The sequence below is a fragment of the Achromobacter sp. SD115 genome, from assembly GCF_017355315.1.
GTDB classification, from domain to species: Bacteria; Pseudomonadota; Gammaproteobacteria; order Burkholderiales; family Burkholderiaceae_B; genus Achromobacter; species Achromobacter xylosoxidans_B.
The window spans coordinates 71,807-85,571 of record NZ_JADIJM010000006.1 but is presented as its reverse complement, the minus strand read 5'-3'; the positions used below and the strand labels follow the sequence as shown (position 1 = coordinate 85,571).

General features: G+C 66.0%; 15 protein-coding genes. 11 read left to right on the top strand and 4 right to left on the bottom strand.

Going from position 1 to position 13,765, the window contains the following annotated elements; translation table 11 throughout:
- Positions 1-215: 215 nt before the first annotated feature.
- From IPU70_RS10580 to IPU70_RS10565, 4 genes are read left to right on the top strand one after another with little or no spacing between them, the layout of a single operon-like run.
- On the top strand, positions 216-1,067 hold the full coding sequence (locus IPU70_RS10580) for an ABC transporter substrate-binding protein (protein WP_207467162.1): 852 nt from the start codon (positions 216-218) through the stop codon (positions 1,065-1,067).
- Positions 1,068-1,088: 21 nt separating this feature from the next.
- On the top strand, positions 1,089-2,597 hold the full coding sequence (locus IPU70_RS10575) for an amino acid ABC transporter permease/ATP-binding protein (protein ID WP_207467160.1): 1,509 nt from the start codon (positions 1,089-1,091) through the stop codon (positions 2,595-2,597).
- Positions 2,581-3,930 carry an amidase gene (locus tag IPU70_RS10570; RefSeq protein ID WP_207467158.1) on the top strand — a complete coding sequence of 450 codons (1,350 nt, stop codon included), beginning with the start codon at positions 2,581-2,583 and terminating at the stop codon, positions 3,928-3,930. Before IPU70_RS10575 ends, IPU70_RS10570 begins: the two co-directional genes overlap by 17 nt.
- A 29-nt stretch (positions 3,931-3,959) precedes the next feature.
- Positions 3,960-4,361: an ectoine synthase gene (locus IPU70_RS10565; RefSeq protein ID WP_207467156.1), complete on the top strand. Its 402-nt coding sequence runs from the start codon at positions 3,960-3,962 to the stop codon at positions 4,359-4,361.
- A gap of 19 nt (positions 4,362-4,380) precedes the next feature.
- Here IPU70_RS10565 and IPU70_RS10560 read toward each other — a convergent pair whose 3' ends face one another.
- The 3 genes from IPU70_RS10560 to IPU70_RS10550 all read right to left on the bottom strand — a co-directional run bounded on the left by IPU70_RS10560 (position 4,381) and on the right by IPU70_RS10550 (position 6,974).
- On the bottom strand, positions 4,381-5,055 hold the full coding sequence (locus tag IPU70_RS10560; protein ID WP_207467154.1) for a GntR family transcriptional regulator: 675 nt from the start codon (positions 5,053-5,055) through the stop codon (positions 4,381-4,383).
- 53 nt (positions 5,056-5,108) lie between these two features.
- Positions 5,109-5,954: a DUF1989 domain-containing protein gene (locus IPU70_RS10555; RefSeq protein WP_207467152.1), complete on the bottom strand. Its 846-nt coding sequence runs from the start codon at positions 5,952-5,954 to the stop codon at positions 5,109-5,111.
- Between the two features lie 96 nt (positions 5,955-6,050).
- The gene (locus tag IPU70_RS10550; protein WP_207467150.1) at positions 6,051-6,974 is read right to left on the bottom strand and encodes a LysR family transcriptional regulator; all 924 of its coding nucleotides are present in this window, start codon (positions 6,972-6,974) and stop codon (positions 6,051-6,053) included.
- A 164-nt stretch (positions 6,975-7,138) separates the two neighbouring features.
- Here IPU70_RS10550 and IPU70_RS10545 point away from each other — a divergent pair, with 164 nt between their 5' ends.
- Both IPU70_RS10545 and IPU70_RS10540 read left to right on the top strand, forming a co-directional pair.
- Entirely contained in the window at positions 7,139-7,621 is a 483-nt protein-coding gene (locus IPU70_RS10545) for a VOC family protein (protein WP_207467148.1), read from the top strand.
- A gap of 18 nt (positions 7,622-7,639) precedes the next feature.
- Positions 7,640-8,314, top strand: a complete 675-nt coding sequence (locus tag IPU70_RS10540) for a flavin reductase family protein (RefSeq protein WP_207467145.1) — start codon at positions 7,640-7,642, stop codon at positions 8,312-8,314.
- A gap of 18 nt (positions 8,315-8,332) precedes the next feature.
- On the opposite strand, the gene IPU70_RS10535 is transcribed toward IPU70_RS10540, so the two are convergent.
- The gene (locus tag IPU70_RS10535; RefSeq protein ID WP_207467143.1) at positions 8,333-9,265 is read right to left on the bottom strand and encodes a LysR substrate-binding domain-containing protein; all 933 of its coding nucleotides are present in this window, start codon (positions 9,263-9,265) and stop codon (positions 8,333-8,335) included.
- A gap of 171 nt (positions 9,266-9,436) precedes the next feature.
- On the opposite strand from IPU70_RS10535, the gene IPU70_RS10530 reads away from it, so the two are divergent.
- The 5 genes from IPU70_RS10530 (at position 9,437) to IPU70_RS10510 (ending at position 13,740) form a co-directional block, all read left to right on the top strand.
- Positions 9,437-10,348, top strand: a complete 912-nt coding sequence (locus IPU70_RS10530) for an amino acid ABC transporter substrate-binding protein (RefSeq protein WP_207467141.1) — start codon at positions 9,437-9,439, stop codon at positions 10,346-10,348.
- Between the two features lie 93 nt (positions 10,349-10,441).
- A complete protein-coding gene (locus tag IPU70_RS10525; protein ID WP_207467139.1) occupies positions 10,442-11,188 on the top strand; it encodes an amino acid ABC transporter permease in 747 nt (248 codons plus the stop codon).
- A 9-nt stretch (positions 11,189-11,197) separates the two neighbouring features.
- Positions 11,198-11,887, top strand: coding sequence for an amino acid ABC transporter permease (locus IPU70_RS10520; RefSeq protein WP_013390797.1), 690 nt, complete (start codon positions 11,198-11,200; stop codon positions 11,885-11,887).
- A gap of 57 nt (positions 11,888-11,944) precedes the next feature.
- The gene (locus IPU70_RS10515) at positions 11,945-12,679 is read left to right on the top strand and encodes an amino acid ABC transporter ATP-binding protein (RefSeq protein ID WP_207467447.1); all 735 of its coding nucleotides are present in this window, start codon (positions 11,945-11,947) and stop codon (positions 12,677-12,679) included.
- A 5-nt stretch (positions 12,680-12,684) separates the two neighbouring features.
- Positions 12,685-13,740 carry a low specificity L-threonine aldolase gene (locus IPU70_RS10510; RefSeq protein WP_207467137.1) on the top strand — a complete coding sequence of 352 codons (1,056 nt, stop codon included), beginning with the start codon at positions 12,685-12,687 and terminating at the stop codon, positions 13,738-13,740.
- Positions 13,741-13,765: the final 25 nt, after the last annotated feature.

Genomic DNA, 13,765 nt, shown 5'->3' with positions numbered 1-13,765 from the left:
GCTGGTCATGCGTATGGCCAGATCCGGCCCTGACGGCTGACCGCGCGAAGCTCGCCGGCTATGGTGAAAGCGCTAGGGAAAATACCCATATCCCCCACCTCTTCGTTGCCGGAAAATCGCAAAAATTGTTCAACAATCCTGATGCGGAAAATACCTTCCGGTATAGGGCAGACCCAATCTGGCCGCGGCTCTCAGGGCGTTCCATAGGGGAAAACATGTTCACTCAGATTCTGGTGGCGTCGCGTCGCAGCGCCGCTCACGCACTGGCCGCGTTCATGTTGTGCACGGCGACTCCCATCGTGTTTGCCGCCGCCACCATCAAGGCGGACAGCCTGACAGTGGGCTCTGACCTCACCTATCCGCCCTATGCGTACATGGAAGGCGGCAAGCCAGCCGGGTTCGACGCGGATTTCTCGCGGCTGCTGGCTTCCAAGCTGTCCCTGGAGCCGGTATTCGTCGATACGCGCTTTCCCGACCTGATCCTGGGTATGCGGGCGCGCCGCTTCGATACGGTCGCGTCGGCGCTATACGTCACGCCCGAGCGCACCAAGCTAATCGATTTCATTCCGTACCTGAAGACGGGCGCCTCGCTGCTGGTGTTGGCGGCCAGCCAGTACGCACCTGCGGGGCCGGAGGCGCTGTGCGGCAAGCGCGTGGCGTCGATCAAGGGGGCGTCATGGACGCCCAAGCTGCAGAAGGTCTCGCGCGAGACTTGTCAGCCCAAGGGCCAGGGCGAGATCAAAGTGCTGGAGTTCCCGACCTCTCCCGAAGCGATGATGGCGCTGCGTTCGCAGGCGGCGGACGCGATGATCGAAGACGCGGCGGTGGTGCACGGCATGCTGGCGCAGTCCAAGGACAGCTTGAAAGTGACCTCCACCTCCCTGCTCTATCCGATCGTGATCGGGCTGGGGATCAACAAGGAATCGAAGGAACTGCAGAGCGCGCTGAACGGTGCGCTGCAGCGGGCGCGCGATAGCGGCGAGTACCAGGCGCTGCTGGCCCGCTACGGCTTGGAGGAGCCGTCCCCCGCGGAAGTCCAGGCCGCCCTGGCGGGCCCGGCGCGATAAGGCGCGAGGGAATCCGCGACCATGCATTTCGATTGGGATTACGCCGTCAGCCTGCTCTGGGACACCGACTTCTGGAAGGCGTGCTGGGTGGTGGTGAAGCTGAGCACGGCAACGTGGGTGATAGGCGTGGCAGCGGGTTTCCTGCTGGCGCTGGGGAAGCAGGCGAAGAACCCGTTCGTCAGCCGCCTGGCGGGTCTGTACATCTGGTTCTTCCGCAGCCTGCCTCTGCTGGTGCTGCTGGTGTTCATCTACAACCTGCCGCAGGTGTTCCCCGCGGCGGGCGCGCTGTTGTCGGACCCGTTCTACGCCGGCCTGACCGCCTTGGTCGTGAGCGAAACGGCCTTCATCGCCGAGATCCATCGCGGCGGCATCCTGGGCGTGCCGCGCGGTCAGATCGAGGCCGGACGGGCGCTGGGCATACGCTATGCCGGCATCCAGCGCATGATCGTGATTCCGCAGGCGTTGCGGATCGCGCTGCCCGCCCTGAGCAACGAGTTCATCACGATCGCCAAGCTGACCTCGCTGGTGTCGGTGATCTCGCTGGCCGAGATCCTGCTGGTCGGACAACGCCTGTACACGCAGAACTTCCTGGTGTTCGAGACCATGTTGGCGGTGGCGCTGTACTACGTGCTGATCGTCACGCTGTTCGACAAGCTGCTGGGCTGGCTGGAGTCGCATATGAACATCCTGCGGCGCGCGCCCAAGCCCCTGGCCCTGGACGAATCGGCGCGGCGCGAGATCCAGGAAGGACAGTCCGGACCGGCGCTGACCGCCGCCGGCGACGCGCCCGCGCTGGAAGTGCGGCAGGCCCGCAAGCGCTTCGGCGACCATGAAGTACTCAAGGGCATAGACCTGACGGTCAAGGCCGGGGAAGTCATCAGCATCATCGGTCCGTCCGGTTCGGGCAAGACCTCATTGATACGCACGTTGAACGGCCTGGAGACGCTGGACGGCGGCGAGGTGCTGTTGCATGGCAGACCCTTCCTGGGATCGCCGGGGACCGGCGCGCAGGCGGGACCTGGCGACCGCATCCTTGATATCGGCATGGTGTTCCAGAGCTTCAACCTGTTTCCGCACAAGACCGTGCTGCAAAACGTGATGCTGGCCCCGGAGTACCACGGTCGCGGCAGCGCCGGCGTACTGCGCCGCGAAGCGTTGGTCCTGCTCAACAAAGTGGGCATGCTGGATCACGCGCACAAGTATCCGCATCAACTGTCCGGCGGTCAGCAGCAACGCGTGGCGATCGCCCGCGCGCTGGCCATGCGCCCCTCCATCATGCTGTTCGACGAGCCGACCTCGGCGCTGGATCCGGAACTGGTGGCCGAAGTGCTCAAGGTAGTGGAAACGCTGGCGCGCGAAGGCATGACGATGCTGATCGTGACACATGAGATGGGGTTCGCGTTCAAGGTGTCCGATCGCGTGGTGTTCATGGAGGCCGGCCGCGTCCTGCTGGATGCGCCGCCCGCTGATGTGCTGGCCAGCGAGGACCCGCGCGTCAAGGATTTCCTGAGCCATGTCCATGTCTCCTGAGCGCCGCGACATATCCCTGCGCGCCGTGTCGACCTGCCTGGAGCGGGCGTCGGCGGACCCCGCAAGCGCGGCTCTCGCCCTGGTGGCGCGCCGCGACGAGGACGCGCTGACCGAGGCGCGGGCGCGGGACGCCTTGCGCGCAATAGCGCCGGACGATGAGCCGCTGGCCGGCATGGTACTGGGCGTGAAGGCTTGCTTCGACGTGGGCGGATGGACCACGCACGCGGGTTCGCGGGTGCTGGCCGACGCGCCCGCCGCCACGCGGGACGCTGCGTTGGTTCATACGCTGCGGCGCGCCGGCGCAGTGCTGCTAGCGCAGAACAACATGACCGAATTCGCCTATGGCGCGCTGGGCCTGAACGCCCGCTACGGCACGCCGCTATCGCCGTTGATGGCCGACGTGCCTCGTGTCGCGGGCGGCTCCAGCAGCGGCGGCGCGGTGGCGGTGGCACAGGGCATGGTGAGCCTGGCTCTGGTCTCGGATACGAGCGGATCGGCGAGGATTCCGGCCGCGTTCTGCGGCGTCGCCGGCTTCAAGCCGTCCCGCGGACGCTATGAGGACGCGGGCATGATGTACCTGTCGCCCACCTTCGATGTGCCCGGCATCATCGCCGCGGACGCCGCGCAGTGCCTGCTTGTGGATAAGGTGCTGGCGCCCTGGGATGCCGCCGCGCCGGCAACGGGCGTTCACGGCGCCACGCCGCTGGCGAGCAAGGTGTTCGTGGTACCGGACCACGTGGAGGATCTGCTGGAACCCGAGGTCAGGCGCGCCTTCGCCGCATGGCTGCAATGCCTGATGGATGCGGGCGCCGCGCTACGCCGCGAATCCATGCCCTGCCTGGCGCTGGCGGGCAAGGTGGCGCGTGACGGCGGCATCATCGCGGCCGACGCGTATGCCTTGCATGCGTCCCGCTTGGCGACGGACGCAGCCCGCTACGATCCCCGCGTGGGGCCGCGCATGCTGTTGGGAGCGCAGGTGCCGGCGCATGCCTATATCGCGGCGCAAAGCCGGCTGGCCGACTTGCGGCGGGAGTACGACTGCGCCATCGCGGGAGCGGATGCGGTGCTGACGCCGACAGTGCCCATGCTGCCGCCGGCGGTCGCGCGGTTGGACGACAACGACAGTTATCTGCGCGAGAACGGCCGGGCATTCAGCCTGACGGAATTCGCCAATCGCCTGGACCTGCCCAGCATTTCCATGCCGGGCGATCCGGCCGCGAAACAGGCGGTGGGGCTGATGGCGACCGGCTTGCGCGGCGGTGACCGGGCCTTGCTGCTGGCCGCCGCGCAGATCGAAGATGCGCTCGGATCGGCCTCGCGCCGCCAGCATTGATTTTTTCCACCCATCCGCGGATCTCATCCATGATAGTTATCCACAGCGACGACCTGACCGACACCGAACGCCACGCCCGGGGACCGGGCTGGGAGAGCAAGCGCATCATCATCAAGCGTGACGGCATCGGGTATTCGGTGCACGAAACCCGAGTTTTCGAAGGCGCCGAGCTGCACTTGCACTACAAGCACCACTACGAGGCGAACTACTGCATGGAAGGCGAAGGCGAGGTGCTGGACGTAGCCACGGGGGCGACGCACGCCATACGGCCGGGCACTCTCTACGCGCTGGACAAGAACGACCAGCATGTGCTGCGGGCCGTGAAGGGAGACCTGCGCCTGGTCTGCGTCTTCAATCCGCCTTTGAGCGGACAGGAGACGCACCAGGCGGACGGCAGCTATGCCGAACCTGAAGCGGAGGCGCGCGCATAGACGCCGCGCCCAGCAGCCCCTATTTGGCCTGCTGCTTGAGGCGGGTCAGCACGGCCATCAGCGTGCGTTCGGAATCGTCGAGATAGTCAGTGAGGGCTTGTGCGGCCAGGTCGCGCCGGCCCTCCACCAGCAGGCCGTGGATGCGACGCTCGCGTTCGATCCAGTCGGGCGTCTGGATCAGGCTTTCGTCGACCTCGGACGCGAATACCAGGCGCAACTGCGCACAGAGCGTATGAAAGAACTCGTCCAGCAGGCGGCTGCCCAGCTGCGCGACGATGTGCTGGTGCACCTGCAGGCTCAGCGTGCCGACATTGCGCCATTTCTTCCTGGACAGCGCGCGCTCGGCCGCGTCGATGGCCGCGAGCATCTTGTCCAGCAAGGCGGGCTGCAACGGCAGGCTGCCGGCGATGGCCTGCAGTTCCAGGGCACGGCGCGCCGCGTAGATCTCGCGCAGATCCTTGCGTTCCATGCGGCGCACCACGACCCCCTTGTGGCGGATGAACGTGGCGAGCCCTTCGCGGCCCAATTGATGCAGGACTTCACGGATCGTGTTGCGCGACGCGCCATAGTCAGCAGCCAGATCGACTTCGACCAGTTGCGTGCCGGGTGGCAGCTTGCCTTCCATGATGTCATCGCGCAGCTGGTGGCTGATGCGTTCGGCGATCGAGATTCCGCTGTCGCGTTCGGCGGGCATGATGGCATGGGCTCCTGGCAAGGCGCCGCGGCGTGGCCGGGCGCCTGTTGTTGTTATTTCCACTCGACCTTTTCAGGGTGCAGTCCGTGGACGCCCTTATACGGTGAAACCTCGGGCGGTGTCCAGCCTTGCAGCAGGGCGGAATCCAGGGCATAGATCTCCACGCCCAGGGGGCGGCACACGTCGATGGGATCGCGCGCATCGGGGCCCCACATCGGCACGGACAGGTCGCCGCCGGGGCAGGTGGACAAGGCGCAGAGCAGGTCCATTTCGGCGAAGAACTCCAGATAGTCGCCCGGCTTGGCTGGACATGCCTTCATGAAGTACTTGTCGTCGTCGTTCAGCCCGGTGACCTGGAACACGTTGAGAACATCGTGGACATCGAACTCCGTCAGGCCATGCGGCGCCACGGCGCGCGTCAGGTTGGAATGGCAATGGAAGTGGAAGTCCTCGCCGCTGAGCAGCTTGTTGACGTAGGGATCGCAGCGCGTGCCCAGTAGATCGTGCACCCGTCCGCCGTCGCTGTCCGTGCCGTAGCCGGCCAGCGTGTCATCGGTGATCGTGACCATGGGGCGCAGGTACGGCAGCGTGGACCAGATGCGGTCGTGGGTGCTCACATGCGCCTGCTGCAGCTGGCGGGTGCGGGAGGCCCACATGCGTTCGCGCGGATTGTGCAGGTTCCACATATTGAAGTCCGCCACTTGCGGGCCTTCCACCGTGACGATACGGAAAACGTGGCCGGCCGGAACCTTCCAGGCGAAGCCGCTGCGGATGGGAACGACGTGCGTTTCAAGCAGCTTGCGCTGCGCCGGGTCGGCGATGAGCGTCCGGTAGAAATCCCGGTCCACATTCAATACCGAACCCTTGCTCACCTGATACGCCGCGGGGTAATTCGACATGGCCTGCCTCCTGGAAACGCTCCTGGATCCAACGCCAGGATTGTTGAACAATTGTGAGGCAGTATACAGGAGAGGAAAAGGCCTGGAGCCCTATTTTTACAGGGTCGGGGAAGCTTCCGCAGGCGTGCCGCAGACCTGCTTGATCGTCTGCCTTAGCCAGCGGTGTGCGGGGTCGCTGTCCAGCCGAGGCGGCCAGGCCTGCACCACCGTGACCGGGCGCATGGGTACCGGCACCTCGAAGGCGCGCAGCTTCAGGCCCAGGCGCTCGACGCCGGGCATCAGGTTCTGGGGCATCGACGGCAGCACCAGATCGGAATCGGCCAGGGCGAAGATGGCGGCGTGGAAGGTGGGCGTGATCAGCGTGACGTGGCGCGCCAACCCGAGTTCTTCCAGGGTGTCGTCTATAGGTCCTTGCGCGCGTCCCCGACGTGAGACGCTGACGTGGTCGTAGGCGCAAAAGCGCTGCGGGGTGATGGGCGCCTTGAAGATCGGGTGTTCATTGCGCGCCAGACCGCAGAAGGCGGTGGTGAACAGGGTTTGCACCTTGATGTCGGCGCCAAACTTCTGCGAAGAACCGATATAGAGATCGGCATCGCCGCTGAGCGCGTCGGCGTCGTGATTGCCTTCGGAGACGAAACGCAGCACGGCGCGCGGCGCATAGCGGCGCAAGTGTTCGCGCAACCGGCCGCCGTAGCCGCCCACGAAAACGTCGTTGGCGCGCAAGGTGAAGACGCGGGTCAAGGTCGCCAGATTGACGTCTTCGCCGAAGGCCGTGAAGACGGCCTGCGCTTGATCGATTACGTGGCGCACCTGTTCATGCAGGGCCAGCGCGCGGGGCGTGGGCGCCAGGCCCCGGCCGGAACGCACCAGCACGGGGTCGCCGACGGCCTCCCGGATGCGTGCCAGGCTGCGGCTCATGGCGGGAGTGCTCAGGTTCAGCCGGCGCGCCGCACCGACGACGCTGCCTTCCTGGATCAGCACGTCCAGGGTCAATAGCAGATTCAGGTCTAGCGGTTTCATGCGTCCAAGCATAGCGCGGCGGGTAAACCCGGCGGGCCTTCCAGCGTTGCGTCTGGTGCACTTCTCGATTGCGCGGGACGGCATTCCCCGGCGTTCGGACCGGGACCAACATTCCAGCCTTGGCCGCGCGTGGGCGCAGGCCGATGAAAACCGAGGAGAGACAAATGGCGCTGGAAGTTCTGGAGCTGCATCATCACGCCGTGCGCATGCCGCTGGACAAGGTCGCGGCCATGGGCGCGTTTTATGGACACGTGCTGGGGCTGGACACGGACCGGGGCCGCTGGGAGATTCCGGGCATCGCCGGATACTTCCTGGACATGGGCAACGACTGCCAGATCCATCTGCTGGGCAGCGACGGGCCGTCGCCCTATTCCCAAGGCCCGGGCTGTGATCCTGTGGAAAACCACGTGGCGTTGGCCGTGCGCGATATCGCGGCGGCCGAGGGGGAATTGCAGCGCCTGGCCGTCGACTACTGGAAGCTGGACAACGTGGCAGCGCCCGAACTCATGCAGCTGTTCCTGCGCGACCCGGTAGGCAACCTGATTGAGCTGCATCAGATCGGCCGCTGCCGCTGCAAGCGCAGCGACCGCGCCTTCGCCGACGCGAAGGCCGCGCAAGGCGCCGCGCCCGAGCAGGGCCGGGGCTGAAGAGCCTGGGGATAAGCCATGTTCATCGATCTGAACGAGCTGGCAGGCCCGGCGCGCTACAAGCTGCTGACCGCGGCGATCGTGCCGCGGCCCATTGCCTGGATCGTGTCGCGCGACGCCGAAGGGACGACGAACGTGGCGCCGTTCTCGTTTTTCAACCTGATGTCGGGCGATCCGCCGCTGATCTGCGTCGGCATCGGCGTGCGCGGCGATGCGCCCAAGGACACCGCGCGCAATATCGCCGAGCGCGGCGAATTCACGGTCAGCCTGGTGTCCGCGCCGCAGGCCGGCCGGATGAATGTGACCGCGGTGGATTTTCCGGCGGGCGTGGACGAGTCCCAGGAGGCTGGCCTGGAGCTGTCGCCGTCGCGGCGCATCGAGGTGCCCTGGGTGGCGCAATCGCCGGTGGCGTTCGAGTGCCGGGTGCACGAGCTGATGCGCATCGACCGCCGCAGCCTGATCGTGGCGCAAGTGGCGGCCATGCACGTGCGCGACGACGTGGTGGCGGACCGGGAGCATCTGTATCTGGATGGCCCGGCGATGGATCTGCTGGCGCGGTTGCACAACCCGGGCTGGTATTGCCGGCCGCAGGCGGCCTTCCAGATGCCCCAGCTGACGCTGGCGCAGTGGGAGGCGTTGAAGCAGTCGGGCGAGGCCGGGCGGTATCTGGAGCGGGGCGCCGGAGAGCGCTGATGGAACCAGCGCGCGGCGTCACCGCCCCGTCCGCGCCTTCAGATCCCCCATCTCCTCTAGCATGAGCTGGTGCGCATAGCGTGAGAACACGCTGACCAGCCGCGTGCGCGTGTGGTACGGCGGATAAAGCAGCGCTACCGTCACGGGCACGGCGGGGCTGAAGGGGCGGATCTCAACATTGTGGGCGGCGTACTCCTCGCGCGCGGCCAGCGGGTTGATGAGCGCCACGCCCAGACCCGCGCCGACCAGGGCGCAGATGGACGAGCCCAGGCCAGCCTCGGCCACGGTCTGGCGTTCAACCTTGGCCGTCCTGAACACCGCGTCGATCTTTTCGCGCAGCGGCGTGCCGCTGGTGAAGGCCACGAACGGCTCGCCGGCGAAGTCCGCGGGCTTGAGCTTTTTCAGTTTGGTCAGGCGATGGCCTTTGGGCACCACCGCTACGCAGCTCATCGTCAGCACGGGTTCGACCTGGATGCCGGGGGAGTCTCCCGACAGCATGGCCAGCCCGGTGTCGCAGAACCCTGAACTGATCCAGTTGTGCACCGTGCTGGCGTTGCCGGAATGGATGGACACCATCACGTCCGGGTATTCCGTCTTGAAGGCGGCGACGATGCGCGCCAGCAGGCCGCCGGCCAGCCGCGGCATGGCGGCCACGCTCAGGCGGCTGGCGCTGAACGAGCGGATGCTGGCGGCGGCCGACTCCAGGCCGGCCAGGCCGATGAAGGTCTTTTCCACTTCCTGGAAGAAGCGCGAGCCGTCCTGCGTCGGGCTCAGGCGGCTGCCGTTGCGGTCGAACAAGGCGAACTGGGTAATAGCTTCCAATTGCGCAATTAAGCGGCTAACGTGCGGCTGCGAGGTGTGCACGCGGCGCGCGGCGGCGGTCATTGAGCCGGTCATCATGACGGCGCGGAACGCCTCGATGTGCCTCAGGCCCATCCGTGGAATGGCCATGTCAAATCCGTATAGAGGAATACTTGATTGGAACTGGATAAAACCATACCGCTAGTTGATACTTTTCGCCAGCCGCGGGGCTCATCGCGGGACGAGGCGGCTGTCAGCCTGGCTGGCGCCGTCGATCGTGAACATAAGCATGCGCCGCTCGAACGGCGCCAAGGGAATCAGATGAAAGCACTTGCTGCGATCTCCGCCGCCGTGGCCCTCTTGGGTGGCGCGACCTCCGCCCACGCCGAAGGCCCCAGCCGCCTGGACAAGATCAAGGAAACCGGCGTAATCACGCTGGGCCACCCGGAGACCTCGGTCCCCTTCGCCTATCTCGACGGCAACCAGAAGCCGATCGGCTATACGGTGGAGATCTGCCAGGAAGTCGCCCAGTACGTGAAGGCCGCCCTGAAGCTGCCCAAGCTGGAGGTGCGCTACAACCCGACGACTTCCGCCACGCGCATTCCGCTGCTGGCCAACGGCACCATCGACCTGGAATGCGGCAACACCACCAACAACCTCGACCGTCACAAGCTGGTGTCGTTCGCGCCCACGACCTTCGTGGCGCAGGTGGTGCTGGTGGCGCGCAAGGACGGCGGCGTGGACCCCAACAACCTGGAGTCCTTCCGCGGCAAATCCATCGCCGCGCAGGCCGGCGGCCAGACCTTCCGGCTGATCTCGCAGCTGAATGCCAAGGGCAACCTGGGCATCACCATGGCGCCCACCAAGGACACCGCCGAAACCATACTGATGGTGGAATCGGGCCGCGCCGCGGGTTCGGCCAACGATGACGGCATCGCCTACGGCGCGGTGGCTTCGTCGAAGAATCCCGACGCCTTCGTGATCGGCACCAAAGGCCTGGAAATGGCGCCCTACGGCATCATGGAGCCCAAGGACGATCCGGCCTTCAAGAAGGTGGTGGACGACGCGGTGCGCGATCTGATCAAGACGGGCAAGGTGGCCGCGATCTACGACAAGTACTTCAATGCGCCGATCCCGCCCAAGCAGATCAACCTGAAGTACCCGATGAGCGATGCCCTGAAGCGCGCGCTTGCCAATCCGACCGATTCCGGCGATCCCAAGGCGTACGAGTAAGCAGGCAGCGCGCGGGACGCCCGACGTCCCGCGCACTGCCGGGCAAGGACGCTGGCCGCCCGGCGCGGCCGGTGAGCTCATCAAGGGACGAGGATGAATTACAACTGGAGTTGGAGCGTCTTCCTGGAGATGTCGCCGGACGGCGTGCATACCTTCCTGGAGACGATCTTCATCGGCGTGGGCTGGACCTTGGCGTTGGCCCTTACCGCATGGGTGTTCTCGCTATTGTTCGGGGCGTGGCTGGGCGTGATGCGCACCGCCAGTTCGCGCCTGCTGAATGCGCTGGGCGCGACGTATGTGGAGGTGTTCCGCAACATCCCGCTGCTGGTGCAGATGTTCCTGTGGTATTTCGTGCTGCCCGAGCTGCTGCCGCATGCCTGGGGCCTGGCCATGAAGCAGATGCCGCAGCCCTGGGGCCAGTTCGTGCCGGCGGTGCTGTGCCTGGGGTTCTATGGATCGGCGCGCGTGGCCGAGCAGGTGCGCGCGGGCATACAGTCGCTGCCGCGCGGCCAGTTCCAGGCGGGCACCGCGCTGGGCCTGACCGAGACGCAGGTGTACCGCTACATCATCCTGCCCGAAGCCTTCCGCATCGTGCTGCCGCCCTTGACCTCGGAGTTCATGGGCACCATCAAGTATTCCTCGGTGGCGTTGACCATCGGCCTGCTGGAACTGACAGGACAGGCCCGCTCCATGCAGGAGTTCAGCTTCCATATCTTCGAAGCGTTCTCCGCCGCCACGGTGATCTATCTGATCATCAACGGCATAGTAGTGCTGGGCATGCGCCTGCTCGAACGCCATGTTGCGGTTCCCGGACTGATCGGTTCGGCGAAAAGGCCCTAGGACGACACCATGGGCAAATTCGATTTCGATGTGATCTGGGCGGCGCTGCCCTATCTGTTCAAGACGGGCATGACGTTCACGCTGACGCTGACCGCGCTGGCGGGCGTGATGGGCCTGGCGTTGGGCACGCTGCTGGCGATGATGCGGCTGTCGCGCTTCAAGATACTGTCGGTGCCGGCGGGTATCTACGTGAACGTGATGCGTTCGATTCCGCTCTTGCTGGTGATCTTCTGGTTCTACTTCCTGGTGCCCTATATTGCCGCCTGGGTGGTGGGGTCGCCCACGCCGCTGCGCGTGGGGGCGTTCAATTCGGCGGTGATCACCTTCACTTTGTTCGAGGCCGCGTACTTCTGCGAGATCATGCGCGCGGGCATACAGTCGATCGCGCGCGGCCAGGTGTCGGCCAGCATGGCGCTGGGCCTGAACCACTGGCAGGGCATGCGCTACGTGGTGCTGCCGCAGGCCTTCCGCAACATGCTGCCGGCGCTGCTGACGCGCATCATCATCCTGTTCCAGGACACCTCGCTGGTGTATGTGCTGTCCTTGACCGACTTCCTCGGCGCGGCGGCCAAGATCGGCCAGCGCGATGGCCGTCTGGTGGAGCTCTATCTGTTCGTGGCGGTGGTGTATTTCGTGATCTGCTTCACGGCGTCCCGCCTGGTCAAGCTGCTGGAAAAGCGCACGCGAGTGCTGCGCTAGCGCAGCCCTTCCAGTTATCCACAGGTTCCAACAATGCAACTCTCTTCCCAGCCCCCGATGATAGCGATCAAGCAGGTCAGCAAGTGGTACGGCGACTTCCAGGTACTGGACGATTGCTCCACCACCGTGGACCGTGGCGAGGTCGTGGTGGTGTGCGGGCCGTCGGGCTCGGGCAAGTCCACGCTGATCAAGACAGTGAATGCGCTGGAGCCCTTCCAGAAGGGCGAGATCCAGGTCAATGGCATTTCGGTGGGCGATCCGCGCACCAACCTGCCCAAGCTGCGCGCGGTGGCCGGCATGGTATTCCAGCACTTCGAACTGTTCCCGCACCTGTCGGTGACGGAGAACCTATGCCTGGGCCAGCTCAAGGTGCTCAAGCGCGGCAAGGACGAAGCCCGCCAGCGCGCGCTGGCCCTGCTGGAGCGCGTCGGCCTGTCGGCGCACAAGGACAAGCATCCCGGCGAACTGTCGGGCGGCCAGCAGCAGCGCGTGGCGATAGCGCGCGCGCTGTCGATGGACCCGGTGGTCATGCTGTTCGACGAACCGACCTCGGCGTTGGATCCGGAGATGGTCAACGAGGTCTTGGACGTGATGACCGACCTGGCCGCCGAAGGCATGACGATGATGGTGGTGACCCATGAAATGGGGTTTGCCCGCCGCGTCGCCGACCGTGTGATTTTCATGGACGGCGGCAAGATCGTGGAAGACTGCGACAAGGAGCAGTTCTTCGGCGATGTGGAGGAGCGTGCGCCGCGCACGCGCCAGTTTCTTTCCAAAATCCTGCAGCACTGATAGCCATGACCCAGACCCACCCCGCCGCCACCCGCGCACCCGTCGACCTGCGCAGCGACACGGTCACCCATCCCACCGCGGCCATGTACGAACGCATGCGCACCGCGCCCATCGGCGATGACGGCCTGGACGGCGACCCGACCGTGCGCGAGCTCGAGGCATACGTGGCCACGCAGTTGGGCAAGGAAGCCGGGCTGTTCGTGCCCAGCTGCACCATGGCCAACCTGTTGGCGGTGTTGGCGCAGACGCAGCGCAATGAACAGGTCGTGCTGGAGTCGGCCGCCCATATGTACACGTCCGAACGCGGCGCCGCCACGTTCACCGGGTCGTTCTACCTGGGCGTGCCTGGTTCTGATGGCGCCATGGACCTGAACCGCCTGGAGGAAGCCTTGCTGTCCGGCGGCCACCGGCTGAAAACGGCGCTGGTGACGATGGAGACCTCGCACAACAATGCCGCCGGCGCGGTGCTGCCGCTGGACCACATGCAGGCGGTGCACGCCCTGGCGCGCGCGGCGGGCGCGCCCGTGCACCTGGATGGCGCGCGCCTGTACAACGCCGCCGTGGCGCTGGGCGTGGCGGCGGGCGAGATCGCCCGCCATGCCGACACGGTGTCCCTGTGCTTGTCCAAGGGCTTGAGCGCGCCGGTTGGCGCGGTGCTGGTCGGCAGCCAGCCTGTCATGGCCCGCGCGCGTGTGCTGCGCCGCATGTTGGGCGGAACGCAACGCCAGTCGGGCATCATGGCCGCGGCTGGCCTGGAAGGCGTGCAGGCGATGAGCGGGCGGCTGGCCGAGGACCACGTCCGTGCGCGCCGCCTGAGCGCCGGCATCAACCGCCTGGGGCGGGCGATCTCGGCCACCGAACCGCAGACCAACATCGTGCAGGTAGAGACGGCCGGCACCGGCATGAGCAATACCGAGTGGGTCGCGGCGCTGCAGGCCGCGGGCCTGCTGGTGCGCCCCTGGGGCCGAACGCGGCTGCGCTGCGTGACCCACCGCCACATCGGCGACGCCGACATCGACGCGGCCGTGCGGGCTTTCGAAACGGTGCTGAACGCCGGCTGATCTGCTCCGTTCGGTGGGGTGGGCG

Coding starts and splice junctions, on each gene's coding strand:
- IPU70_RS10580 (WP_207467162.1), top strand. CDS start 216: ATGTTCACTCAGATTCTGGTGGCGTCGCGTCGCAGCGCCGCTCACGCA.
- IPU70_RS10575 (WP_207467160.1), top strand. CDS start 1,089: ATGCATTTCGATTGGGATTACGCCGTCAGCCTGCTCTGGGACACCGAC.
- IPU70_RS10570 (WP_207467158.1), top strand. CDS start 2,581: ATGTCCATGTCTCCTGAGCGCCGCGACATATCCCTGCGCGCCGTGTCG.
- IPU70_RS10565 (WP_207467156.1), top strand. CDS start 3,960: ATGATAGTTATCCACAGCGACGACCTGACCGACACCGAACGCCACGCC.
- IPU70_RS10560 (WP_207467154.1), bottom strand. CDS start 5,055: ATGCCCGCCGAACGCGACAGCGGAATCTCGATCGCCGAACGCATCAGC.
- IPU70_RS10555 (WP_207467152.1), bottom strand. CDS start 5,954: ATGTCGAATTACCCCGCGGCGTATCAGGTGAGCAAGGGTTCGGTATTG.
- IPU70_RS10550 (WP_207467150.1), bottom strand. CDS start 6,974: ATGAAACCGCTAGACCTGAATCTGCTATTGACCCTGGACGTGCTGATC.
- IPU70_RS10545 (WP_207467148.1), top strand. CDS start 7,139: ATGGCGCTGGAAGTTCTGGAGCTGCATCATCACGCCGTGCGCATGCCG.
- IPU70_RS10540 (WP_207467145.1), top strand. CDS start 7,640: ATGTTCATCGATCTGAACGAGCTGGCAGGCCCGGCGCGCTACAAGCTG.
- IPU70_RS10535 (WP_207467143.1), bottom strand. CDS start 9,265: ATGGCCATTCCACGGATGGGCCTGAGGCACATCGAGGCGTTCCGCGCC.
- IPU70_RS10530 (WP_207467141.1), top strand. CDS start 9,437: ATGAAAGCACTTGCTGCGATCTCCGCCGCCGTGGCCCTCTTGGGTGGC.
- IPU70_RS10525 (WP_207467139.1), top strand. CDS start 10,442: ATGAATTACAACTGGAGTTGGAGCGTCTTCCTGGAGATGTCGCCGGAC.
- IPU70_RS10520 (WP_013390797.1), top strand. CDS start 11,198: ATGGGCAAATTCGATTTCGATGTGATCTGGGCGGCGCTGCCCTATCTG.
- IPU70_RS10515 (WP_207467447.1), top strand. CDS start 11,945: ATGATAGCGATCAAGCAGGTCAGCAAGTGGTACGGCGACTTCCAGGTA.
- IPU70_RS10510 (WP_207467137.1), top strand. CDS start 12,685: ATGACCCAGACCCACCCCGCCGCCACCCGCGCACCCGTCGACCTGCGC.